24 protein-coding genes and 1 riboswitch are annotated in these 23,497 nt (G+C 75.8%); of the genes, 11 read left to right on the top strand and 13 right to left on the bottom strand.

Annotated features, from left to right (window positions below; all coding sequences use genetic code 11):
* Positions 1 to 151 precede the first annotated feature (151 nt).
* A complete protein-coding gene (locus AB0L34_RS07665; protein ID WP_357453129.1) occupies positions 152 to 1,090 on the top strand; it encodes an ATP-binding cassette domain-containing protein in 939 nt (312 codons plus the stop codon).
* Positions 1,087 to 1,914 carry an ABC transporter permease gene (locus AB0L34_RS07660; protein ID WP_363702811.1) on the top strand — a complete coding sequence of 276 codons (828 nt, stop codon included), beginning with the start codon at positions 1,087 to 1,089 and terminating at the stop codon, positions 1,912 to 1,914. Before AB0L34_RS07665 ends, AB0L34_RS07660 begins: the two co-directional genes overlap by 4 nt.
* 147 nt (positions 1,915 to 2,061) lie before the next feature.
* Here AB0L34_RS07660 and AB0L34_RS07655 read toward each other — a convergent pair whose 3' ends face one another.
* From AB0L34_RS07655 to AB0L34_RS07605, 11 genes are all read right to left on the bottom strand, one after another.
* Positions 2,062 to 3,573, bottom strand: coding sequence for a histidine kinase (locus AB0L34_RS07655; protein ID WP_363702809.1), 1,512 nt, complete (start codon positions 3,571 to 3,573; stop codon positions 2,062 to 2,064).
* Positions 3,574 to 3,771: 198 nt separating this feature from the next.
* Positions 3,772 to 4,137, bottom strand: a complete 366-nt coding sequence (locus AB0L34_RS07650) for a hypothetical protein (protein ID WP_363702807.1) — start codon at positions 4,135 to 4,137, stop codon at positions 3,772 to 3,774.
* A gap of 44 nt (positions 4,138 to 4,181) precedes the next feature.
* Positions 4,182 to 4,949, bottom strand: a complete 768-nt coding sequence (locus tag AB0L34_RS07645; protein WP_363702805.1) for an ATP-binding cassette domain-containing protein — start codon at positions 4,947 to 4,949, stop codon at positions 4,182 to 4,184.
* Positions 4,949 to 6,097 (bottom strand): iron chelate uptake ABC transporter family permease subunit, encoded by a 1,149-nt coding sequence (locus AB0L34_RS07640; RefSeq protein WP_363702803.1) that lies wholly within the window; start codon positions 6,095 to 6,097, stop codon positions 4,949 to 4,951. Before AB0L34_RS07640 ends, AB0L34_RS07645 begins: the two co-directional genes overlap by 1 nt.
* Positions 6,098 to 6,138: 41 nt before the next feature.
* Positions 6,139 to 7,149 (bottom strand): ABC transporter substrate-binding protein, encoded by a 1,011-nt coding sequence (locus tag AB0L34_RS07635; protein WP_363702801.1) that lies wholly within the window; start codon positions 7,147 to 7,149, stop codon positions 6,139 to 6,141.
* Between the two features lie 28 nt (positions 7,150 to 7,177).
* Positions 7,178 to 7,361: riboswitch (cobalamin riboswitch) on the bottom strand.
* Between the two features lie 82 nt (positions 7,362 to 7,443).
* Positions 7,444 to 8,157 carry an ATP-binding cassette domain-containing protein gene (locus AB0L34_RS07630; protein WP_363702799.1) on the bottom strand — a complete coding sequence of 238 codons (714 nt, stop codon included), beginning with the start codon at positions 8,155 to 8,157 and terminating at the stop codon, positions 7,444 to 7,446.
* Positions 8,154 to 9,221, bottom strand: coding sequence for an ABC transporter ATP-binding protein (locus AB0L34_RS07625; RefSeq protein WP_363702797.1), 1,068 nt, complete (start codon positions 9,219 to 9,221; stop codon positions 8,154 to 8,156). The genes AB0L34_RS07630 and AB0L34_RS07625 overlap by 4 nt, the downstream gene beginning before the upstream one ends.
* Positions 9,218 to 10,087: an ABC transporter permease gene (locus tag AB0L34_RS07620; RefSeq protein ID WP_363702795.1), complete on the bottom strand. Its 870-nt coding sequence runs from the start codon at positions 10,085 to 10,087 to the stop codon at positions 9,218 to 9,220. The genes AB0L34_RS07625 and AB0L34_RS07620 overlap by 4 nt, the downstream gene beginning before the upstream one ends.
* A complete protein-coding gene (locus AB0L34_RS07615; protein ID WP_350701586.1) occupies positions 10,080 to 11,117 on the bottom strand; it encodes an ABC transporter permease in 1,038 nt (345 codons plus the stop codon). Before AB0L34_RS07615 ends, AB0L34_RS07620 begins: the two co-directional genes overlap by 8 nt.
* Positions 11,087 to 12,679 (bottom strand): ABC transporter substrate-binding protein, encoded by a 1,593-nt coding sequence (locus tag AB0L34_RS07610; protein WP_363702793.1) that lies wholly within the window; start codon positions 12,677 to 12,679, stop codon positions 11,087 to 11,089. Before AB0L34_RS07610 ends, AB0L34_RS07615 begins: the two co-directional genes overlap by 31 nt.
* 310 nt (positions 12,680 to 12,989) lie before the next feature.
* On the bottom strand, positions 12,990 to 14,243 hold the full coding sequence (locus AB0L34_RS07605; RefSeq protein ID WP_363702791.1) for a hypothetical protein: 1,254 nt from the start codon (positions 14,241 to 14,243) through the stop codon (positions 12,990 to 12,992).
* A gap of 214 nt (positions 14,244 to 14,457) precedes the next feature.
* On the opposite strand from AB0L34_RS07605, the gene AB0L34_RS07600 reads away from it, so the two are divergent.
* From AB0L34_RS07600 to AB0L34_RS07580, 5 genes are all read left to right on the top strand, one after another.
* On the top strand, positions 14,458 to 14,973 hold the full coding sequence (locus tag AB0L34_RS07600) for a sigma-70 family RNA polymerase sigma factor (RefSeq protein WP_363702789.1): 516 nt from the start codon (positions 14,458 to 14,460) through the stop codon (positions 14,971 to 14,973).
* Positions 14,966 to 16,153 (top strand): hypothetical protein, encoded by a 1,188-nt coding sequence (locus AB0L34_RS07595; RefSeq protein ID WP_363702787.1) that lies wholly within the window; start codon positions 14,966 to 14,968, stop codon positions 16,151 to 16,153. The genes AB0L34_RS07600 and AB0L34_RS07595 overlap by 8 nt, the downstream gene beginning before the upstream one ends.
* Positions 16,154 to 16,445: 292 nt before the next feature.
* Entirely contained in the window at positions 16,446 to 16,901 is a 456-nt protein-coding gene (locus AB0L34_RS07590) for an ATP-binding protein (protein ID WP_363702785.1), read from the top strand.
* 89 nt (positions 16,902 to 16,990) lie between these two features.
* On the top strand, positions 16,991 to 17,824 hold the full coding sequence (locus AB0L34_RS07585) for an MEDS domain-containing protein (RefSeq protein WP_363702783.1): 834 nt from the start codon (positions 16,991 to 16,993) through the stop codon (positions 17,822 to 17,824).
* On the top strand, positions 17,821 to 18,783 hold the full coding sequence (locus AB0L34_RS07580) for an anti-sigma factor RsbA family regulatory protein (protein WP_363702781.1): 963 nt from the start codon (positions 17,821 to 17,823) through the stop codon (positions 18,781 to 18,783). Before AB0L34_RS07585 ends, AB0L34_RS07580 begins: the two co-directional genes overlap by 4 nt.
* A 27-nt stretch (positions 18,784 to 18,810) precedes the next feature.
* Here AB0L34_RS07580 and AB0L34_RS07575 read toward each other — a convergent pair whose 3' ends face one another.
* Positions 18,811 to 19,620, bottom strand: coding sequence for a hypothetical protein (locus tag AB0L34_RS07575; protein ID WP_363702779.1), 810 nt, complete (start codon positions 19,618 to 19,620; stop codon positions 18,811 to 18,813).
* Complete coding sequence (locus AB0L34_RS07570; protein WP_363702777.1) at positions 19,620 to 20,198, bottom strand: sigma-70 family RNA polymerase sigma factor; 579 nt, start codon at positions 20,196 to 20,198, stop codon at positions 19,620 to 19,622. The genes AB0L34_RS07575 and AB0L34_RS07570 overlap by 1 nt, the downstream gene beginning before the upstream one ends.
* 196 nt (positions 20,199 to 20,394) lie before the next feature.
* Here AB0L34_RS07570 and AB0L34_RS07565 point away from each other — a divergent pair, with 196 nt between their 5' ends.
* The 4 genes from AB0L34_RS07565 to AB0L34_RS07550 all read left to right on the top strand — a co-directional run.
* Positions 20,395 to 21,633, top strand: coding sequence for a DUF2786 domain-containing protein (locus tag AB0L34_RS07565; protein ID WP_363702775.1), 1,239 nt, complete (start codon positions 20,395 to 20,397; stop codon positions 21,631 to 21,633).
* Positions 21,634 to 21,731: 98 nt separating this feature from the next.
* A complete protein-coding gene (locus AB0L34_RS07560) occupies positions 21,732 to 22,100 on the top strand; it encodes a YciI family protein (protein ID WP_357453070.1) in 369 nt (122 codons plus the stop codon).
* Complete coding sequence (locus tag AB0L34_RS07555) at positions 22,097 to 23,371, top strand: DUF6596 domain-containing protein (RefSeq protein ID WP_363702772.1); 1,275 nt, start codon at positions 22,097 to 22,099, stop codon at positions 23,369 to 23,371. Before AB0L34_RS07560 ends, AB0L34_RS07555 begins: the two co-directional genes overlap by 4 nt.
* A gap of 17 nt (positions 23,372 to 23,388) precedes the next feature.
* A partial coding sequence (locus AB0L34_RS07550) for a hypothetical protein (RefSeq protein ID WP_363702874.1) occupies positions 23,389 to 23,497 on the top strand: 109 nt, incomplete at its 3' end.

Here is a 23,497-nt window from a genome sequence, read left to right as displayed (position 1 = left end):
CACGGACCACCGGTTCGGCCCCGTGCTTCTCGACGGCGGGCGCACCCGGGTCCTGACTTTCGTCAGGGCCGGCTGATGCCGATCGGCGGCGGTGTCGCGCCCGGCCGATTCCTAGCGTCGACGCCGAGATGACACCTTCACCGGGAGAACAATGATCACATTACGCGGGTTGACGAAACGCTTCGGCGCGACGACAGCCGTCGACAACCTGACCCTGGACCTCGCCCCGGGCCGGGTCACCGGCTTCCTCGGCCCGAACGGGGCGGGGAAGTCCACCACGATGCGCATGATCGTCGGTCTGGACCGGCCCACCGCCGGCGAGGCGCTCATCGGCGGCCGGCGGTACGCGACCCTGCGGCATCCGCTGCGCGAGGTCGGTGCGCTGCTCGACGCCAAGGCGGTGCACCCGGGGCGGAGCGCACGCAACCACCTGCTGGCGATGGCCCGCAGCAACGGCATCCCCACCCGACGCGTGGACGAGGTGCTCGCCACGGTGGGCCTGACCACCGTCGCCGGCAAGCGGGCCGGTGCGTACTCCCTCGGCATGGGCCAGCGCCTCGGCATCGCCGGCGCCCTGCTCGGCGACCCCGGGGTGCTGATGTTCGACGAGCCGGTCAACGGACTCGACCCGGACGGGGTGCGCTGGGTCCGCCAGCTCATGCGGTCCCTGGCCGCCGAGGGACGGACCGTCTTCGTCTCCAGCCACCTGATGAGCGAGATGCAGCTCACCGCCGACCAACTCGTGGTGGTCGGCAAGGGCCGGCTCATCGCCGACGCCCCGGTGGCCGAGGTCATCGGGGGCAGTTCGTCGACGGCGGTGCTGGTGCGCAGCCCACAACCGGCCGGCCTGGCCGAGCTGCGGCGCCGGCTCGTCGCGGCGGGCGTCGCGGTCGAGCAGGAGACGGCCGGCGCGCTCGTCGTCACCGGCGCCGGCGTCGAGCAGGTCGGCGACCTGGCGCACGAGATCGGCGTACGCCTGCACGAGTTGAGCGTGCGCGAGGCGTCACTGGAGGAGGCGTACATGGAACTGACCGCCGACGACGTCGAGTACGGCGCGCTGGCGACCACCCGATCGGGGGCGCGGAGATGACGACGGCCACGACAACCCTGCCCGCCGCCGACCGGTCGGCCCGGCGCGGCGACCCGACCGGCGGCGGCCTGACCGGTGCCGTCGCCAGCGAGTGGACCAAGCTCTGGTCGGTGCGCTCGGTCTGGTGGAACCTGCTCGCCAGCGCCCTGCTGATGGCGGCGGCGGCCGGGCAGGAGGCCATCTACGTGGTCAACGAGAACACCAACTCCGACCCCGCCGACGACCCGGGGGTGGTCGGTGTCGGCACCGTCGCGATCAGCTCCGTCCTCCTGGCGCAGTTCACGGTGCTCGCGCTGGCGATGCTGGTGATCACCGCCGAGTACGCGACCGGCACGATCCGGAGCACGCTGCAGTGGACCCCGTCACGGGGCCAACTGCTGCTGGCCAAGACCGCCGTGGTCGCCGTGGTCACGTTCGTCGTGGGCGCGCTGCTCGCCGCGCTGGGCTCTGCCGTCGCCGACCCGGTGCTCGGTGAGTGGGGCCGGTTCCGGGCGGCGGAAACCGTCGGCGACGTGCTGGCGGTGGCCGCGTACCTGTCGTTGATCAGCGTCTTCACCCTCGGGCTCGGGACGGCGCTGCGCAGCGCGGTCGGCACGCTGACCACCGTGTTCATGATTCTCATGGTGGTACCGATCGCGCTCGGCGCCCTCGACATCGAGTTCGTCAACCGGCTCGTCGACGGGCTGCCGGGGGTGGCCGGACACCACTTCATGAGCGGCGACGCCGATCCGTACCCGCCGGCGGCCGGCCTCGCCCTGCTCGCCGCGTGGGCCCTCGCCGCGATGCTCGCCGGTTACGCGGTGCTGCGGTCCCGGGACGCCTGACCCGGGACCGGGGTGGTGGCGGTCCGACGCGGACCGCCGCCACCCGGCGTCGCCCATCAGGTCGGCGCCGTACGCGACGATCGCGGCCTGCACCCGGTTCCGCCCGCCGAGCCGGGCGAAGATGCGACACGTCGTCGCCGGCCGCCGTCAGTCGGACATCCGGTCCTTGGTCAGCAGCCGACCCTCGACGAAGCAGAGCCGGTAGGCGGCCTGGCCGAGGGGGAAGTTGCCGTCGGTGTAGAACTCGCAGGAGCCGCCCGGGGGAAGCGGCCAGTCCGCCGGGTCCGGCCGTTCGACGACCTGACGGTCCGGCAGCAGGCCCCGCAGTTCGGTGCGGTGCTGACCGATCCGCATCCGGTCGAAGTCCGCCGGAGCGAGGACCGCGTCGAAGGTGGCGAACGGGTAGTAGGCCAGTGACAGCACGCCGGCGACCACCACCGGGGCGGTCACCGCGACCACGAGGCTGCGCCGCACCCGCCGCCGCGCCTCACGCAACCTGGTCGCCGACGCCGGCCGGAGCGGACGTACGCCCTCGTCGGCGTCGACCGACGCGGCACCGGCGGCGTGGGGCAGGCGGGCGGTGACCTCGAAACCGCCGCCTCGTGGCCCGGCGCTCAGCGCACCACCGGCCAGCCGTACCCGCTCCCGCAGGCCCAGCAGGCCGGAACCCGTCGAGGACACGCCGGGCAGCAGATCGCCCGGCGGCGGCTCGTTGACCACGCTCACCACCGTCTGCTCGGCCGAGCGGGTCAGCACGACGGTCACGGCGGCGCCCGGCGCGTGCCGGGTGGCGTTGGTCAGCGCCTCCTGGACCACCCGGTACACCGCCCGCTCGACCATCGGCGGTGCCGGCGTGTCGGGCCCGTCCCAGCTGAACCGGACCGGCATCCCGGCGTCGCGGGCCCGCCCCACGAGGTCGGCGACACCTTCGGCGGCCGGCCGGGTCGGAGCCGGCGCGCCGTCCTCGCGGAGCACGCCGATGATCTGGGCGAGCTGCTCGGTCGCGGCGGTGACGCTGGCACGCAGCTCCCCCGCCGCCCGCCGGTGCCGCTCGTCGAGATCGGTGGCCAGCTCCAGCCCGCCGGCCTGCAACGCGATCAGGGCCAAGTCGTGGCCCAGGGAGTCGTGCATGTCCTGCGCGATGCGGGTCCGCTCCCGCATCCGGACCCGCTCGGCGGCGGCGCGCTGCTGCCGTTCGAGCAGGTCGGCGTGTTCCCAGCCGGCGTGGACGAGCGCCCGTTGCTGGCGGCGGTAGCGGCCGACCAGCCAGGGGAACACCCCGACGAAGAGCAGGGTGGTGGTGAGGAAGAACCAGGTGGTCACGCCCGAGCCGAGGACGCCGGCCGTCAGCGCGGTCCCGCCCGCCGCGATCGCGGCGAACGTGTACGCGGCCGGCCGGGCCCGGGGCATCCGCAGACCCACCAGGTAGCTCATCACCGGAACGGCGAACACGAAGTTGCCCTCGAACGCGGTCGGCACCACGACGATGAGCAGGGAGACCGTCGGGTGGTGCCGGCTGACCACCACCGCGAGGGCCATCAGCAGGAGCGAGCCCGCCAGCCGCCAGCCGGCGTACGGGCCGGTCGGGGCGACGACCAGGTCCCAGGCGATCGGCGCCGACAGGACCGCCCAGAGCGACACGTCGGACAGGGCCTCCACCCACGATCCCCCTGGCCGACGCCGTCGCGCGTACCCGGCCCACCCGCCGGAGGGCGGCCCGCCGGAGCGGAGAAAAGACAGCCGCCGCCCGCCGCGCCACCAACCTGCCACGCGGCCCAGGCTACAAAGCCCACCACCCGCGTCGTCACCCACGAAAGTCAGGTCGTCGGCACGACGGCCCGGGCAGCCCCCACCGCCTCACCCGCCGGTGGGGAGCATCGGAGTGACCACCGACAGCTCCAGGGCGACGGGCAGCGGCGCGACGCCCGGCCCGCCGGCGCGTACCCAGTCGGTGATGTCGTCGACCACGGAGTCGTGCAGGACGAGGCCGAACCAGACCGGCCGCGCGCCGGCCCGTCGCGCCGGCGGCGCGGGGTGGACGACGACCAGGTTGGACTGCGCGCAGAGGTCGAGGCAGGCGCTGACGCGTACCCGGTGCGGCGCCGGCAGCGCGGCCCGCAGTCGCCGCAGCTGCGCGTCGTGGTCGACGGCGGGGTGTTTGCGCGTGCTGCCACAGCAGCAGTCCCGGCACACGGTGACCAGACAGCCCGGTGCGACGGTCATGTCCGACTCCTTGGTCCCGGTCGAGCCCGGCGGCACGTGCCGGGTCATGACGCGGGCGGGTGGTAGGTGATGGTGGGCCGCCCGGTGCCCGGGTGCGTCGCCACGTCGGCCTGGACGCCGTAGACGTCGGCGAGCAGCCCGGGAGTGAGGACCTCGGCGGGCGGGCCGGCGGCGACGACCCGGCCGGCGGCGAGGACGACCACCGTGTCGCAGAACATGGCGGCCAGGTTGAGGTCGTGCAGCGCGGCGAGGGTGGTGACCCCGGTGCGGCGGACCAGGTGCAGCAGTTGCAACTGGTGGCCGATGTCGAGGTGGTTGGTGGGCTCGTCGAGCAGCAGCAGGAGCGGTTGCTGGGCGAGCGCGCGGGCCAGCTGGACCCGCTGCCGTTCGCCGCCTGAGAGGGTGTGCCAGCGACGATCGGCGTACCCGTCGAGGTCGACCCGGGTCAGCGCGTCGGCCGCGGCGGCGCGGTCGGCGTCGCTGTCCGACCATCGCGAGCGTCGGTGCGGGGTACGGCCGAGCAGCACCACCTCCCCGACGGTGAGGTCCAGGTCGGTGTCGGCGTGCTGGGCGAGCAGCGCGGCACGGCGGGCCAGCGCGGCACGGGGCAGGGCGGCGACGTCGTCGCCACCGACGGTGACCCGTCCGCTGTCGGGCGTGGCGAGCCGGGCGACGATCCGCAGCAGGGTGGTCTTGCCGCAGCCATTGGGGCCGAGCAGCCCGACGAGGCTGCCCGCCGGCACGGCGCAGGTGACGCCGTCGAGGATCCGCCGGGCCGCGACGGCCCAGGACACGTCGGTGACGGTGAGCATCAGTCGCGCGCCTTCCGGCGCCCGGCCCACCGTCCCCGGGGCCGCCGCGAGTCTGCCGGCCGCGCCCGGTGCAGCAGGACCACGAACGCGGGCACCCCGAGCAGCGCCGTCAGCACGCCGACCGGCAGTTCCCGGGGCGCGAACAGGGTCCGCGCGGCGGTGTCCACCCAGACCATGAAGATCGCGCCGGCGAGGACGACGACGGGCAGCAGGCGCCGGTGGTCCGCGCCGGTGAGGAACCGGGCGGCGTGCGGCAGGATCAGCCCGACGAAACCCACCGCGCCGCTGATGGCGACCAGCGCCGCGGTGAGCAGCGCGGTGGCGACCAGCAGCAGCCACCGGACCCGGGTGACGGGCACGCCGAGGGTCTCGGCGGCGTCCTCGCCGAAGGCGAAGGCGTTGAGCGTGCGGGCGTACGCCGCCACGAGGGCGAGCACGGCGGCCAGCACCGGTACCGCCCAGGCCAGGGCGGCCCAGTCGACGCGGGCCAGCGAGCCGGAGAGCCAGAAGGTGATGCTCTGCGTGGCGTGCGGGTCGGCGACCCAGACGATGACGAACGACGTCGCCGCCCCGCACAGCTGCGCGACGGCGACCCCGGCCAGCACCACCCGGGTGGGCGCCAGCGCGGCCCGCCGGCCGGCCACCACCGCCACGACGGCGAACGCGGCCAGCGCGCCGGTGAAGGCGCCCCCGGTGAGCGTCGCGACCCCGCCGCCGACGCCGAGGACGAGCACCGCGACCGCGCCGAGCGACGCCCCGGAGGAGACCCCGAGCAGGTACGGGTCGGCCAGCGGGTTGCGGGTGACGGTCTGCGTCACCGCCCCGACGGCCGCCAGCCCGGCGCCCACCACCGCGGCGCCGAGCACCCGGGGCAGGCGCAGCCGCCAGACGATGTGCTCGCGCAGCAGCGGCACGTCGGCGTGGGCCAGGCCCAGGCGGTCGGCCACGACGGCCCAGACCGTCGACACGGGGATGTCGGCCGGCCCGACGGTGACGGCCGCGCCGATCGACACGACCAGACCCGCCAGCAACGTGACCAGCAGCGCGACCGTGCCCACGGGACGGGCGGGCCGGCCGCGCCGGACCCCGGAGGCGGTGGCGCCGGGGTCCGCGCCGGCCCGACCGCGCACGGCGAGGCGACGGGGCACGGCGAGACGGTGGGCCACGGCGGTACGGCGCGCCACGGCGGTCAGCGGCCCGCTCCGGCGGGAAGCTGCGCCACCCCCGCGGCGAGCGCCTCGACGCCGAGCACCGCCCGCACCCCGGCGGAGGTGGACGAGAACGGGACGACGACGAACCGCTGCCCGGCCACCGCGGGCAGGTCCCTGAGGGTGGGGTGCCGGGCCAGGAACGCCTGCTTCGCGGCGGCCGGGTCCCAGGTCGCGTCGACCAGCACGATCGCGTCGGGGTCGCGCGCGACGGCGCTCTCCCAACTGGTGTCGGCCCAGCCGCCGGCGAGGTCGCCGAAGGCGTTGTCGACCCCGACCGCCGACATGATCATGTTGGGGCTGCCGCAGCAGGCGCCCACGCTCGGGGCGTCGGTGCCGGCGTCCCACCAGAGCACGGAGACGTCCCCCCGCGTGCCGTCGAGCCTGGCGGCAGCGGCGGCGATCCGGGCGCGGTGGTCGGCGATGAGCCTCTCGGCCCGCTCCGGCACCCCGAAGACGGCCGCGACGTCCCGGATCTCGGCGAACACGTCCTCGACGGTGAGCTTCCCCGGCCGGTGCTGCTTCGGGCACCCGGCGGGTGAGAGGTAGGTGCCGATACCGAGTTCCGCCAGGGCGGCCCGGTCGCCGACGCCCTCGTCGCCGAAGGCGCTGTGGAACGAGGCGTAGACGAAGTCCGGCGCCGTCTCCAGGAGTTTCTCCTTGGCCGGGTACTTTCCGGACAGCACCGGCACCGATGCGTACGCGGCGGCGTGCTCCGGCAGGATCGCGTCGTCCAGGTACGCCGTGCCGGCCATGCGGTCGGCCAGGCCGAGCGCCAGCATGATCTCGGTGGCGGGCTGGTTCAGGGTGACCGCCCGCTGGGGCGGGGCGGCGACGGTGACCGGCGTGCCGCAGTTGGTCAGGGTGGCCGGCGCGCCGGACGCCGGGGCGGGGTCGTCGTCCGTGGCGCAGGCGCCGAGCAGGACGAGGAGGACGGACAGGGGCGCGGCTACGCGCCGGGACAGGGTGGACCGCACAGCGCGTACGCGCATCGGGACCGCCTTCCAGCACCTCGTGGACGGGTCATCGCAGTGCCGTGGCCGGTCTCCTGGCTGACGGGAGGTGCGTCCGTGGCCGGCCTTCCCAGGCGTGCGACACGCCCAGTGACCTCTGACGACGAGGGCCGCGGACTTCCCGATCACAGTGGCGAGGGCCGCACCGGTCTTCCACCGGCTTCCCGAACACCACGGCAGCGTCACCCTAGCCTGCGCCCGGCCCCGAATGCCACGGTGACGAATGCCATGGAGCGGCCTTTTCGCCACTGTGGACGGTGCGACGCGCGGCGTTCACGCCCCCGGCGGCGGCGGGAGGTCGACGACCCGGGTCGCCCAGCGGGCCATCAGGGCCGGGTCGTGGGTGATCAGCAGGACCCCGGCGCCGCGCTGTCGCTGGTAGTCGGTGATGACGGCGGCGAGGTGGGCCTGGGTGGAGGCGTCGAGCATGGCGGTGGCCTCGTCGCAGAGCAGGTAGGCCGGCCGGTGCACGAGCGCCCGGGCGAGGCAGGCCCGTTGCAGCTGCCCGTCGCTGACCGCGTGCGGGCGGCGGGCGAGCAGGTCCGCGGTGAGGCCGACGAGGTCGGCCAGCTCGGCCGCGCGGGCCCTGGCCTGCTCGGCCGGTACGCCGGTGGCGCGGAGCGGTTCGGCGACGATGTCCGCGAGGCTGAGCCGCGGGTCGGTGGCGGCGCGTGGGCTCTGGAACAGGATCGCGACGCGGGTGCGGACGGCCGCCGGCAGCCGGTGGCGGACTCCGGCAACCCGGTGGCCATCGAGGGTGACGTGCCCGGCGTCGGGGGCGTGCAGCAGGGCGAGTACCCGGGCCAGGGTGGACTTGCCGCTGCCCGAGGGCCCGTGCAGCCCGACCGTCTCGCCGGGGGCGACGTGCAGGTCGACGCGGTCGAGAACGCGCTGTCGACCGTAGGCGACGGTGACCTGGTGGGCGGCGAGCGCGGTGGCGGTCGCCTCCGGTCCGACGTGTCGACGGGTGGCCGTGGTCGTGGTCATGCCGGCGCTCCGACGGGCAGCGGGTGGTGGCAGGCGACCTGGCCGGAGCCGTCCACGACCGGGGTGGGCGGCGTACGGCAGATGTCGGTGGCGCGGTCGCAGCGCGGGGCGAAGGCGCAGCCGGCGGGCAGGTCGGTGAGCATCGGCGGGTGGCCGGGCACGGGGCGGAACGCCCGCTCGGGCAGGGCGTCGAGCAGGCCGGCGGTGTAGGGGTGGGCGGGCGCGGCGAACAGCGCCTCGGTGGGCCGGCGCTCGACGACCCGGCTGGCGTACATGACGGCGACGGTGTCGGCGACGCGGCGGGCGGCGGCCAGGTCGTGGGTGATGAGCAGGACGGCGTTGCCGGCGTCGCAGCGGCGGCGCAGCAGGTCGAGGGTGTGGTCGACCAGGGGCCGGTCGAGGCCGGTGGTGGGTTCGTCGGCGAGCAGCAGCGGTGGGTCGGGGGCGAGCGCGAGGGCGGTGGCCAGGCGTTGCGCCATGCCGCCGGACAACTCGTGGGGGTAGCGGTCGAGGTCGGCGGGGTCGAGCCCGACGTCGGCGGCGACCCGCTCGGCCGCCGAGGGCGCGTCGCGGCGGGCGTGCCCGTGGGCGCGCAGGGTCTCCGCCAGCAGCCGCCGGCCGGTGCGTACGGGGGTCAGTGCGGTGGCGGGGCTCTGCGGCACCAGCCCCACCGCGCGGCCGCGTACGGCGCGGGCGAGGTGGCGCTCGGTGCAGCCGATCAGGTCGACCTGGTCCCCGCCGGGCGGGCGCAGCCGGGCGTGGCCCGTGACGGTGGCGTTGCCGGGGAGCAGGCCGAGCAGGGCGTGGGCGAGCACCGACTTGCCGCAGCCGGACTCCCCCACCACGGCCACCAGTTCGCCGGGGTGGACGGTCAGGCGCAGGTCGGTGACGGCCCGCACCACGGCGTCGCGGAGCTGGAAGCGGACGGTCAGCCCGTCGACCTCCAGCAGGGCGGGACGAGGACCGGCGGCGGTGCCGGCCGTGGTGGTGGCGGTGCCGGCGGTGCCGGGCGTGGCGTCGCCGGTGGCGGCCGTGGCGGCGCGGGGCTCGCGGGTGGTGGTCACAGGTGCAGCTCCGCTCGTACGCGCGGGTCGAGGCGGTCGCGCCACCGGCCGGTGAGGGTGGCCAGGGCCAGCGTGACGACGACGAGGAGGAGGCCGGGGACGAGGCTGGCCCACCAGGCGCCGGTGAGCAGGGACCGCTGCCCGTCGCTGATCATGTTGCCGATGGAGGCCAGGTGCGGGGGCAGGCCGAGACCGAGGAAGGACAGCGCGGTCTCGTGCCAGACGGCGTGCGGCACCATCAGCGTGGTGGCCAGGGCCAGCCGGGGCAGCACGTGCGGGAGCAGGTGCCGGGTGATCACCCGCGCGCGGCTGGCGCCGCCGGCGATCGCGGCGTCGACGAACGGCCGGGTGCGCAGGCTGAGCAGCTCGGAGCGGACGATGCGGGCGGTGGACAGCCAGTGCGTCAGCCCGATCGACACGATCACCGCGCCGAGGCTGGGGCGCAGCATCGCGACGATGAAGATGCCCAGCAGCAGGTGCGGCAGCGCCGCGATGGTGTCGACGACCCGCATCAGCACCCGGTCGACCCAGCCGCCGAGGGTGCCGGCGACCGCCCCGACGAGGCCGCCGATGACGGTGGCCACGAGCGCGGCGACCGCGCCGACGAGCAGGGAGACGCGCAGGCCGTAGAGGCTGCGGTGGGCCACGTCGCGGCCCAGGTCGTCGGTGCCGGCCGGGTGCGCGGCCGAGGGTGCGAGCCGGGTGCGCGCCAGGTCGACGGCGCTCTCGTCGAGCGGCCACAGGACGGGGGCGAGCAGGCAGGCGGCGACCGCGCCGACGAGCACGGCCCAGGCGACGGCGGCACCGGCCCGGCCGGCACGCGGCTTGGGCCGCCGGACGCGGGTGGGGCGGGCGAGGTCAGTCATCGAGGCGTACCCGGGGATCGGCGGCGGTGTAGGCGAGGTCGGTGGCCAGGTTCGCGGCCAGCACCACGACGGTGGTGGCGAGGGTGGTCGCGGCCAGCAGCGGGAAGTCGCTGCCCAGCGCGGCCTGCACCGTCACCGCGCCGAGACCGGGCAGGGAGAACACGGTCTCGACCAGGACGGCGCCCCCGATCAGCTCCGGCAGGTGGGTGCCGACGAGGGTGAGGAACGGCAGCAGCGCGGTGCGCAGGGCGTGGCCGAACAGGACGGTGCGGCCGGGCAGGCCCCGGGCCCGGGCGGCGAGGACGTGGTCGTCGCGGAGGCTCTCGGCGACGGCGTCGCGGATGAACAGGACGAACCACGGCGCCTGGGCGACCGCCAGCACCGTCACCGGCAGGACCAGGTGCCGGGCCACGTCGGCGGGATCGGTGGAGGTGGCGGTGACGTCGGTGAGCCCGCCCGCCGGCAGCCAGCCGAGGGTCAGGGCGAACAGGGCGATCGCGGCCAAACCGATCCAGAACACCGGCATGGACTGCACCGCGTACGCGCCGGCGCGCAGCGCCCGGTCGAACCAGCCGCCGCGCCGGTACGCGGCCAGGGTGCCCAGCAGCAGGCTCGCCACGAGGACGAGGGCAAGGGCGGCGCCGACGAGCAGCAGGGTCCAGCCGGCGCGGGCGGCCAGCACGGAGGTGACGGGTTCGTGCCGGCTGGTCGACCAGCCCAGGTCACCCTGGAGCAGGTTGCCCACCCAGCGGAGGTACTGCACCGGCAGCGGGTCGTCGACCCCCCAGTTGGCGCGGATCTGCGCCAGGTTCTCCTCGCTGGTGGTGAACGCCGCCGCGCCCGCGTACTGGTGGGCGGGGTCGATCGGCGAGGCCGCGCCGAGGGCGAACATGCCGACGCTGGTGGCGGCGAGGATCGGCACGGCCACCAGCAGACGCCGGCGGACCACGGCACCGGCTCCCGCCAGCCGTCGGCGGCGGGCGGGAGTGGCCGGTGCGGTCACTTCCTCGTCCAGGTGTGGATGTTCCACCAGAGGCTGTTGGCCACGTCGTGCTCGTGCGGCTCCACCCGCGGCGTCACCCCGGCGAGGCCGTCCTTCACCACGTAGGTGTGCTTGAGGTAGGTGAGGAACACCCACGGCAGGTCGGTGGCGAGCTGCTTCTGGAACGTGGCGTACGCGGCCTTGCGGGCGGCCGGGTCGGCGTTGTCGCGGGCGTCCTGCAACGCCTTGTCCACGACGGCGGACCGGTAGGAGCCGGGGTTGAAGAAGCCCTGGCCGGCGAAGTCGGAGCGGAACAGCTTGTAGGAGAGGAAGTCCGGGTCGTACGGGGTGCCGAAGCCCATGACCACCGCGTCGTGCTTCATCCGGGGGGTGATCGCGTCCCAGGTCAGGCCCTCCGGGGTGATCTCGATGCCGACCTTCTTCGCGTCGGCGGTCACCGCGAGGGCGAGTTCCTTGCGCAGGCTGTCGGTGGCCGGGTACATCAGCGCGAAGGCCGCCCGCCGGCCGTCCTTCGCGCGGATGCCGTCCGGGCCCGGCTTCCAGCCGGCGGCGTCGAGGGCGGCGGTCGCGGCGGCCGGGTCGGCGGAGGGCTTGCCGACGATCGACGGCTCCGCGAAATCCGACGACGACGGGACCGGCCCGAACGCCGGCTCACCCGCCCCGCCGAGCAGGCCGGTGACCATCGCCGCGCGGTCCACCGCCGCGTTCAGCGCCCGCCGCACCGCCGGATCGCCGGTGACCGGGTTGCCCATCGGCAGCACCACGCCCCGGTAGTCGGCGGTCGGCACCCGCTCCACCCGATGGCCGGCCAGCCCGTCGAAACCGGCGGCGAGCTTCGGCGCCAGCTCCGCCGCGTCGAACTCGCCCGCCCGCATCCGCTGCGCGCGGACGTTGTCGTCGGGTACGAACGCGACCACGACGCCGGAGTTGGCGGGCCTGCCGCCCCAGTACTTCTCGTTGGCCGCGAGCACGAGCCGGTCGCCCGGGGTCCACGACGTCACCCGGTACGGGCCGGTGCCCACCGGCCTGCGGTTGAACTCGGCCTTGTTGACGTCCTGCCCGGCCAGCGCCTTGGCCGGCACGATGCCCAGCGCCAGCCGCTGCGGGAACGGCGCGTAGGCGTACTTCAGGGAGAACACCACGGTCGACGGGTCCGGAGCGGTGACCGAGGCGAGCATGTCGAGGTCGGAGCGGAGCGTGGAGTCGACCTTCGGGTCCAGCACCGCCTGGTAGGTGAAGACCACGTCCTGGGCGGTCAGGGGGCTGCCGTCGTGGAACAGCACCCCGTCGCGCAGCTTCACGGTGACGGTCCTGCCGTCCGCCGACACGACCGGCAGCTCCCGCGCCAAGGCCGGCACCAACTGGTTGCGCGCGTCGCGTTCGACCAGCCCGTCGAAGATCAGCGAGCCGCCGTCGACCCCGTAGTTGAGCACGGGGTTCAACGCCTCCGGCTCTCCCGCCGTCGCCACGACGAGGGTGTCGGCCGCGCCGGGGCCCGTCGACGTGCTCGTCGGGGACGAGCAGCCCGCCACGGCCAGGACAGCGCCGGCGGCCATCGCCGCCACTCGCACGGACACCGGCGTACCCATCACATGCTCCCCGGTCTGTTCGTCGCACGACCCCGGCGTTCGCCGCGCCGAGGCCCTGAGGTGGGCCGACCGTCCCGCGGCCGATGGCGTGCGGCGTGGCCGGCGGCGGGCCGGATCAGTGCCGCGCGGCGGGGACCTCCCGCCGCGCGGTCAGATGATCTCCGGCGCCACTGCCGCAAGCATTCCGCAATTGCCAGACATGTGCAAGAAGCGGCCCGGGAACGGCCCTCCGTCCGTGGCGGGGCGCTCCCGGGCATCCGCCGGGTCGCCGGGTGGGCGTCGCCGGTGGTTCAGCCGATCGGCGGGGCCGTCACCCGGCGCTGCCGGGCGCGCTCGGCGGGCAGAGGAGCCGGTCCAGCAGGGGCAGCCGGAGGACGTCCAGACAGAGGTCGACCACGGCGGGCTCCGACGCCGGCGGCGCGGTGGTCGGGGCCGGTGCCGGGGCGACCGGCGCCGTGGCCGTCGGCGCCGTGGCGGCCGGGGGCGGGGCGACCGGCGGGGCCGGGACGGGGGCCGGCGGCGGGGCGGGCGCCGGGCCCCTCGCCGGGGCGGCCGGCGGAACGGAGCCGCCCGTGCTCACCACGTCCTGCCGCACGACCGGCACCCGCGCTCCGGCGGCGACGCGGGTCCGGGGAACCGCCGTCCCGCCGGCGTCCGGCCCGACCCCCTCCGGCACCACCGGTTCCTCGGCAGTGGTCGTGGTGACGGTCGGCACCACCGTCACGGCGGGAAGGCTCCCGGCGCCGTCCGCCCGGTACGACGGGCCGGGCTGCTCCGACCCGAACGGGCCGGCGGTCAGCATCGCGTACGCCAGCGTGGCGACGGCGGCGGCGAGCGCCGTCCGGCGATCGGGGCGCAGCGCGGTCAGCGGGGCCCGGTCCGGCGCGGCCGGCGGCGGCGGGACCGGCCGCGCGTGCTGGTGGGCGGCCAGCAGGGCGTCGAGCTGCGCGGCGACGGCGGCGCGTTCCCCGGTGGCGACGGCGAGGGCGAGCGTGAGATAGAAGCGGAAGTTCACCGTGGCGGTGGTCGGCACCCGCAGCCCGGCGAGCCGACCGCCGTCGGTGGTGTGCAGCAGGGTGAGCGGGACGTCGGGGTGGTGCGCGGCCCCGAGCATGTCCGCGTACGCCCACTCGCGCCGCCCCCCACGGCCGGCGAAGGCCACCCGGCGGTTGGTCACGACAGCCGGGCCCGCGTCGACGACCCGGAGCCCCTTCGGCAGCGCGCGGCCCGTCGCCGCGACCTCGGCCGTGGCGACCGTCAGCCCCGGCGCGGGCAGCCCGGGCACGTGCCGGGCCTCCGCCTCGACCAGCTCCGCGGCCGGCAGCACCCGGAACACGACCTCGTCGTCGTCGAGGTCCACCGGCAGGCCGGTACGCGGCTGCGCGTACCCGAGGAAACCGGCGGCCTCGATCCGCAGCCGGATCAGGTGGTCGTGGCGCCGGCGCCAGCCCTCGACCTCGGCGTCGTACGCGCGGGACCGCCGCCCGCTCTCGCGTTCCGCCCACCTGACCCGCCAGGCCGGGCAGGCTGCCGCCGGGATCGCGATGTTGGTGCGTGGTTCCACCGTCACGCCGGGTACAACCGCCCGGCTTCCGTCCAGGACACGTGCGATGATCGATACTTCCCATTGTTCCGATAGATGGCGGTGTGTGAAACGCAGGGATCCGCCGCCTGCCGAGGTCGGCCCGGTGACCATTGGCCGATCTTCCGCACGCAGCGGATGCAACCCGTCCGCTCTGCCGCTGGTCCGTGTAGTAGAGGCGGCAGAAGGAGAGCGGATGGACGGCGTGACGGCGGTGCACGAGGCATACCGGGCGCACTACCGCCGGCTGGTGGGTCAGGTGTACGCGTTGACGGGCAGCCTGCCCGAGGCGCAGGACGTGGTGCACGAGGCGTTCGCGCGGGCGTTGGCTCGGCCCGCGCGCTTCCTCTCCGTGAACGACCCGGAGACCTGGCTGCGGACGGTCGCGATGAACCTGGCGCGGACCCGGCACTGGCGGCAGCGGTTCCTCGACCGGCTGATCCGCAGCGGCCGGGCCGGGCCGCCCGACGACCATCCCGGGCTCTCGCCCGACCGGGTCGCGCTGATGGCCGCGCTGCGCAAGCTCCCTCGCCCGACCCGCGAGGCGGTGGTCCTGCACCACCTGGCCGACCTGCCGGTGGTGGAGGTGGCGGCGGCGCTGGACGTGCCCGTGGGCACTGTCAAGGCCCGCCTCTCCCGGGGCCGGGCCGCGCTCGCCCGGCACCTGACCGACGAAACCATCAGCGACGAGAGGACGGTGCGGTATGCCTGAGCCGGACTTCCACGGACTCCGCGACGAGGTCGACCGGCTCGTGCGGCAGCCCGAATTCGACACCGTGCGGCAGCGGGCCGGCCGGCTGCGGACGCGGGCCCGGGTCGTGGCGGCTACCGGCGCGCTCGGGGCGCTGGTCGCCCTCGCACTCGGTGCGGCTTCCGTGCTGCCGTTCCTGCGGACGCCTGTCGCCCCGGCGGCGGGCGAGTCCCGCGTGCTGTGGGCCGGTGGCGGCGACCGAACCCGCCTGTACGCGGTGCTGGTCGACTGTGCGACCTGCCCGCAGCGCCTGGTCGCCTCGACGGACGGGGGACGCAGCTGGGACCGCCGCGCGGATTTCCCTTCCAGCGGTGACGACCCGGTCACCGTGACCGTGCTCGGCCCGGAGTTCCTGGTGGCGCAGGTCCCGGTGGGACCGGCCGGTAAGGGCGGAGGCGAGACCGTCCGGCGAATCAGCACCGACGGCGGCGCGACCTGGCGGGACGCCGACCCGGGCGGCACGCCGCGCGCCGCGGCCGTGCCGGGCACCCGGCTCTGGGGCTGCCTGATCCACGTTCCGCAGGGCTGCGACATTCTGGTGCCCGATCCGGGGAGCGCCGCCGTCGTGCCGCTGGCGACGCAGCCACCGCTGGACGCGGCCGTGCCCGTCGACGCGCCACCATCGGCCGGACACTGGGTACGCGGCTGTGATCCGGCGACCGGGCGGAGAGCCGTCGCGGTGAGCAGCAATGGCGGCCGGAGCTGGCAGAAGATGGTCTTCGACCGGGAACCGGAGGCCGACCGTCCGGTCGACTGCGCGTTCGACCTCGCCACCACCGACGGCAGGACGGTGTTCGCGACGCTGTCCGACGAGCAGGGCGTCCCGCGCCGGGTCTACCGCAGCGTCGACGGCGGTGTCACCTGGCAGGCGAAGGATCCGCGACTGCCGGATGGCTGGGTCGTGCAGGCCGGTTCGACGGTCACCGTGGACGGAACCCACGTCCTGCTCGCTCAGCTCGAGTCCCGGTTCGGGCTACTGACCAGCCGGGACGGACGGACCTACGCGCCACTGGCGGTCGACGGGCCGGTGCACCACGACGCGCCGCGGGCCGTGGCCCCGGACCGCTGGATCCGCCACGACGACCAGACGGTGTACCTGTCCGACGACGGCCTTCACTGGCGACCGCTGGACCTCGGCTGAGACCCGGGACGGGCAGCAGGCGGCTCGTCACCGCCGGGAGACGGCTAGTCGGCGACGACCAGCGCCTGCGGGGCGGCGGCCTTCATCCGGGTACGCGGCCACTTGAGCTGGATGCGGTCTCCGCCTCGCAGCGCTCGACGACAGCCAGCAGTTCCTCGTCCCGGGCGCCGTAGGCGGCCTGGCCGACGACGGTCCAGGCGATGTCCCGGTGTGCCGTGCGGCACACACGACCCGGTGCGCTGATCGACCCGCTCCCGGCTTGAGCCTGGCGGGGACGGGGTACCACCCCTCCATGGGTCAGCTCAGCAGCTCGCCACCCCCGCCGCAGGCCGTCGAGCTGCGGCGGTGGACGTTGTCCGAGGGGGCGGACCTGCGCGGCCTGCGGGCGTCCCTGCACGAGGAGCTGACCGGCGACGTGCTCGGCGAGGGCGAGGCCCTGGAGGAGGTCCCCGAGCTGGTCGTGCTGATCGCCACGGAACTCGCCACGAACGCCCTGCGCCACGGGAGACCGCCGACCATCGTCCGGCTGCTCGCCACCGACGACCACCTCGTCCTCGACGTCGCCGACCACGACCTCGGTTCCCTGCCGGAACTCGCCGACACGCAGCCCGAGGATGCCGGCGGGCGCGGTCTGCAACTCGCCCGCGCCCTGTCCCTCGACGTCGGCTGGTACGCCACCGGGACCACCAAGAACATCTGGGCGTCCTTCCCCCGCACCGCCCGGCTGGGCGGCGCGCGGCACGCCTGACCGGCTGGCCGCCCGCACCGGCCGGGCACATCCGGGCCCCTGGCCCCCGTCTCCCGACGACCTACACTGGTTGCCGTGGGGCAATCAGTGTGATCACCGAAGAGCGGCGGCCGGCGCCGCAGGGGCACCTCTGCTGGGCGTACGAGGACCTGGGGTCGCTCGCCGCCCAGGCGGAGCGCTACCTGCTCGCGGGCCTCGCCGCCGGCGAACGCGTCTGGTACGTCACGCCGCACCCCGCGGACGCGGTGGCCGACCGGCTGCACCGCCTGCCGGTCTTCGCCGCCGCCGTGCGCCGGGGCGCCGCCGCCGTGGTCCCCCTGTTCTCGACCTACTCGCACGGCCACGTCGTCGACCCGCCGACGCAGGTCGCCGCCTACACGGCCGCCACCGACGAGGCGCTCGCCGCCGGGCACACCGGGCTGCGCGTGGCCGCGGAGGCCACCGAGCTGGTCCGCACCCCGGCCCAGCTGGAGAGCTTCACCCGCTACGAGCACCTCGTCGACCGCTACATGCGCACCCGACCGTTCTCGGCCATGTGCGCCTACCACCGGCCCGGGCTGGGCGACCGGGCGGTCGCCGAGCTGGCCTGCATGCACCCGGCCAGCAACGTCGACGACGTGCTGTTCCGGTTGTACGCCGTCGCGCCCGCCGACGGGCACGCCGCGCTGGCCGGCGAGCTGGACCTGTCCAACCACGAGCTGTTCCGCGCCGCCCTGGACCGCGCCGACCTGCGCCCCACCGACGGTGAGCTCGTGCTGTCCGCGGCCGGGCTGCGCTTCCTCGACCACCGCGCCCTGACCCACCTCGCCGAGTACGCGCGCCGCCGCGGCGCGACCGCCGTGCTGCGCACCTCCCGCTCGGCGGCGGCCCGGCTGGTCGACCTGCTGGACCTGCCGGGCATCCGGGTGGAGGTCGCGCGATGAGGACCGGCGCGGCCGCCCAGCACCACGGCTACTACCACGAGGCCGTCCGGTACGACTCCGACGACGAACTGCTCGCCGTGGTGGTGCCGTTCCTGCTCGGCGGCGTCGACGCGGGCGAGCCCACCTACGTGGCCCTGGGCGAGCGCACCGGCGCGCTGGTCCGCTCGGCGCTGCCCGCCGGCCGCGGGGTGGAGTTCCTGGCCGGCGGCGACGTCTACGCCCGGCCCGCCTCCGCCATCCGGTCCTACCGTGAACTCCTCGCGGCACAGGTGGCCGCCGGCGCCCGGCAGATCCGGATCCTCGGCGAGGTGCCCCCGGCCGCGTTCGACGCGACGTGGGACTGGTGGGCCCGGTACGAGTCGGCGATCAACCACGCCTACGACGACTTCCCGCTGTGGAGCATGTGCGCGTACGACACCCGGTGCACGCCGCCGGAGGTGCTGGCGGACGTGGCCCGCACGCATCCCCGGTTCGCGACCGCCGACGGCCGGCACGTGCCGAGCACGACCTGGACGTCGCCGACGGATTACCTGCGGGAGACCCGGCCGGTCGTGCCCGACCCCCTCCAGGTGGAGCCGCCGGTCGTCGAGCTGACCGACCCGACGGCGGCCGAGGCACGCGCCGCCGTGCACAAGGCCGACCGGGGCCAGGTGTCGGCCGACGACGTGGACGATCTCGTCGTCGCGGTCAGCGAGATCGTCACCAACGCGCTGCGCCACGGCCGGCCGCCGGTCCTGCTACGCGTCTGGTCCGGCGACGACCGCATCGTGGCGACGGTCCGCGACGGCGGCGACGGGCCGGGGGACCCGTACTGCGGGCTGCTTCCCGCGTCCGGCGGCGCCCCGGGCGGGCTGGGCCTGTGGATCACCTACCAGTCGTGCAGCCACGTGACCTGGCACCGCGACGGCGAGGGCTTCACGCTCCGGCTGACGGCCGGGAACCCGCACGCCGCCCACTGATCCACCGGTGCCCTGCCGGCCGCGGCGTCACCGCCCCCAGGGCTCGGCCGGTCGGCAGTCACCGCCGGGCCGGCCGTACACCACGGCGCCGGCGGGGTCGACGTAGCAGTGGTCGAACTCGTCCGAGGGCTGGAACAACCGGCGGCGGTCGATCTCGGTGCCGGCGGCGTCGTAGCTCACCAGCTGCGCCCCGTCCTCGTCGAGGTCGGCCCCGACCGTCATGAGGGCGAAGATGCCACCGGAGATCCGGGCGGCGGTGGTCTTCCCGTCGCCGTGTTCCAGCACCAGGCGGGCGACCCGGGAGCTGACCCGGCCGCTGACCGTCACGTCGCCACCGGACCGCTCCGCGGAGGTGAGCAGGAGCCGTTGCACCGGGCCGGGCAGCAGGTCGTGCGACGGCCAGCGGTCGACGGAGCGCGCGCCCGACACCTCCGCGCCCGCCGACCGGTCGACCTCGCAGGTCACGTAGCCCGTGTCGGTCAGGAAGAACACGACCGCGCCGTCGCCCCGCTCGGCCGCCATCGCCAGATCGGCCATGGTCGGCTGCACCCGGCCGTCCTGCGGGCCCCACTCCAGGCACTGCCGCGCGGCGGCCCGCAGGGTGGGCGACAACTCGCCGTACCCCATCGCCAGCACCTCCACCGTCTCGGCGTCGGAGGGCGCCCGTACGGCGAACCCGGCCGCGACCACCGCCAGCGCGGTCGCACCCACCGCGAGCCGCAGGCGGACCCGTCCGGTCGCCGGGCGGCGGACCGCACGGAGGACGTCCGCCCGCATCCGGTCCGCCACCCGGGGCGGCAGGTCCCGCTCGCCGGGCGGCTCGAGGGTCTTCGTCATCACTGTTCCTCCTCGTTCTCGTCGGTGACCAGCCGCGCCAGCCGTTTCCGGGCGCGGCTGACCCGGGACCGGACGGCGACCTCGCTGACGCCGAGGGCCGCCGCCGCGTCCGCGTACGGCACCCCCGACCAGAGGCAGAGCGCGACGGCCTCCCGCTCCGCCCGGGGCAGCCGCCGGGCGGCGGCCAGGATCGCGCTCATCCGCCGCTCGTCGTCCAGCCGCTGCGCGACCTCCTCCGCCGGGTCGTCCACCGCCTGCCGGTCGACCGGCAGGCGGCGCAGCAGCGCCGCCCACCGTCGCGCCGACCGCCACTCGGTACGTACGGCGTTGCTCGCCACCACCAGCAGCCAGGGCAGCACCGACCCGTCCACCAGGCGTGCCGCGTCCCTCCTGCGCCAGGCGACCAGGAAGGTGGCCTGGGTGATGTCCTCCGCCGTGCACCAGGAGCCGGTCAGCCGGAAGGCGTGGTTGTAGACCGCACGCGAGTGGCGGTCGAAGAGCCGCCCGAACGCGCCCTCGTCGCCTGCGGCGACGGCCGGCCAGAGTTCCTCGTCGCAGGCCCGTGTCTCGGTCTTCACACCCCACTATGGCCGGGTCGCCCGGTGTTGTTGCGGCAGCCGCCACCCGAGCCGCCCGCCGGCACCCGGACCCGTGGCCCGGCGGGCGGTGGCACCCGTCACGACCGGCGGACGGCGGGCAGGCGCGAGGGTACGTTCGGCGGGCAGGCGACGATCGTTTCGGGCGCGCCGGAGCAGACCCCAGGAGGACGCGGCCGTGCCGGACGCCGAGGAACTGATCAGCGACGCCCTCGCGGCGGTACGCGGCACCGACGTACGCCTCGCGGAGCGGCAGTTGGACCGGCTGATGATCGGCACCGGCGCGGCGGACGGCGCGGCGGCCGTCGACGCCGCGCTCCTGCGCCGCCTGGTCCGCGGGGTCGGCCGGTTGGTGCCGCGCGGCTGGCAGCCGGTGGACCTGGCCCGGCTCGCCACCCGCCGGCTCGGTGCCCGGTCGGCCGGGCTGGTGACCGACGCGCTCGCGGCGCACCGCCGCGACCTGACCGGGCCGGTGCCTCCGTGGTGGGACGACCAGCTCCGCGATCTCGGCGCGCGGGTGTGGTGGGACGCCGACGAGGGCCACCTGGCCGCGTGGTCGGCCCGCGCCGGGTGGGACCGGTTCACCGCGCTACGCGCGGCGGTCGACGCGTTGGCCCTGGTCGACGGGCTCCCGCCGGTCGCCGTGCTGCGCCCGCCGCCTGGCGTCACCGGGGCGGTCGCCGCGCGCGGCGGGTCCGGCGGCGGGTCGCGGATGCTCGACCGGGTGCGGGCGCTGCTGGCCAAGGCGGAGTCGACGACCTACCCGGCCGAGGCGGAGGCGCTGACCGGCAAGGCCCAGGAGCTGATCGCCCGGCACAGCATCGACCAGGCGCTGCTGGCGGGCGTCGCCGAGCGCGCCGACCAGCCCGGCGGGGTGCGTCTCGGCACCGACCCCCCGTACGCGGGCGCCAAGGCGCTGCTGGTGCAGGAGGTGGCGGCGGCGAACCGCTGCGAGGCGGTCTGGTCCGACGATCTGGGCTTCACCACCGTGCTGGGCTGGCCGGCCGACCTGGAGGCGGTCGAGCTGCTCTACACCTCGCTGCTGGTGCAGGCCACCGCCGCGATGCTGCGCGGCCGGGGCGAGCGACGGGCCAGGGGCGCCGGCCGCCGCACCCGGGACTACGACGAGTCGTTCCTCAACGCCTTCGCGCTGCGGATCGGCGAGCGGCTGCGGGCGGCCACCGAGGACGCGGACCGGCAGGCGGCCACCGAGGCCGGGCCGGAGCGGCTGCTGCCGGTGCTCGCCACCCGCGCCGAGGCGGTGCGCGAACGCCTCGACACACTCTTTCCCGGCGTCACCCGGGCCCGGCTCACCGTCCGCGACGCCGACGGTTGGTCGTCCGGCACCTCCGCCGCCGACCGCGCCTCGCTCGGCGGCGGCCCCAGCCCGAAGCGCCAGGTACGCGGCCGGCGCTGAGAATCTTCCCGCACCGCTGTCGGATCCGGCGGGTCGGCTCCGACCCTTCACCGGAGACGCGTCACCATGGGCGCGGCCGAGCCGACGAGGAGCACCCGATGAAGTACATGCTGCTGATCTGGAACCGTCCCGGGTTCGTCGAGGAGCTGTCGGAGCAGGAACGCACCGCGCTCTTCGGCGAGGTCGACGAGATCATGCGCGAGCTGACGGAGTCCGGCGAGCTGGTCGGCGGCCAGGCGCTGGCCGACCCGTCGCAGGCGCGTACGGTCCGGCTGGCCGGTGACCGGCCGGAGGTGACCGACGGGCCGTTCATGGAGAGCAAGGAGCAGTTCGCCGGCTACCTGATGGTCGACTGTGACGGCCCCGAGCGGGCCGCCGAGATCGCCAGCCGCTGGCCGGACGTGCGGCTGGGCTTCGGCGCGCTGGAGGTGCGGGCGGTCATGAACGAGGCCGGGACGGACATGTGAGCGGACGGCACGTCGAGGACCTGCTGCGCGACCTGGCGCCGCAGGTCCTCGGCCTGCTCGTCCGCCGGCACGGCCAGTTCGACGCGGCCGAGGACGCCGTGCAGGAGGCGCTGCTCGCCGCCGCCATGCAGTGGCCGGAGCAGGGCGTGCCGGACAACCCCCGGGCCTGGCTGCTCACCGTCGCCGGCCGCCGGTTGACCGACGAGTGGCGCAGCGAGCGGGCCCGCCGGGACCGGGAGGTCGCGGTGGCCGTCCGCGAGCCGGCGTACGCGACGGTCGCGCCCGCGGCCGACGAGGAGCCGCCGGCCGGGGACGACACCCTGACCCTGCTGTTCCTCTGCTGCCACCCGGCGCTGGCCCGGTCCGCGCAGGTCGCGCTGACGCTGCGCGCGGTCGGCGGCCTGACCACCGCGCAGATCGCCAGGGCACACCTGGTGCCCGAGGCGACCATGAGCCAGCGCATCCGCCGGGCCAAGCAGCGGATCGAGGCTGCCGGGGCCCGGTTCCACATGCCCTCGGCCGGGGATCGGGACGAGCGGCTGCGGGCCGTGCTCCAGGTGCTCTACCTGATCTTCAACGAGGGCTACACCGCCTCCGGCGGGCCGGACCTGCACCGGGCCGACCTGACCGCCGAGGCGATCCGGTTGGCCCGCACGCTGCACCGGCTGCTCCCCGACGACGGCGAGGTGAGCGGGCTGCTGGCGCTGATGCTGCTCACCGACTCGCACCGGGCGGCCCGGACCGGGCCGGCCGGCGAGCTGGTCCCGCTCGCCGAGCAGGACCGCGACCGCTGGGACGCCGCCGCCATCGCGGAGGGGATCGCCCTGGTGACCGAGGCTCTGACGTGGTCGCCGCCCGGCCCGTACCAGCTCCAGGCGGCGATCGCCGCGGTGCACGCCGAGGCGTCGTCGGCGGAGCTGACGGACTGGCCGCAGATCCTGGCGCTCTACCGGCTGCTCGCCCGAATCGCCCCGAACCCGATGATCACCCTCAACCAGGCGGTCGCGGTGGCCATGGTGGACGGTCCCCGCGCCGGTCTGGCCCTGCTCGCCCCGCTCGACGCCGACGACCGCACCGCCGGGCACCACCGGCTGGCCGCCGTCCGCGGCCACCTGCTGGAGCTGGCCGGCGAGCCGCAGGCGGCGCGGGCGGCGTACCTGGCGGCGGCCCGGGGCACGACGAGCCTGCCGGAGCAGCGCTACCTGGAGCTGCGCGCCGCCCGGCTGGCGACACCGACGAGTCCCGGCGTGCCCGGCCGAGAGCCGCGCTGACGGGCGCGCCGGCCGGCGTGCGGCACGGGGGCTCCGCCGCCGCCCAGCCGTGGCTGGCCGACCACCGGGTCATGGAGACCGTGCTCGTGCCCGGCACCGGCCTGGTCGAGCTGTGCCTGCGCGCCG

It is taken from the genome of Micromonospora sp. NPDC052213, from assembly GCF_040679695.1.
GTDB lineage: Bacteria > Actinomycetota > Actinomycetes > Mycobacteriales > Micromonosporaceae > Micromonospora.
This window is presented reverse-complemented; position numbering and strand designations above follow the sequence as displayed.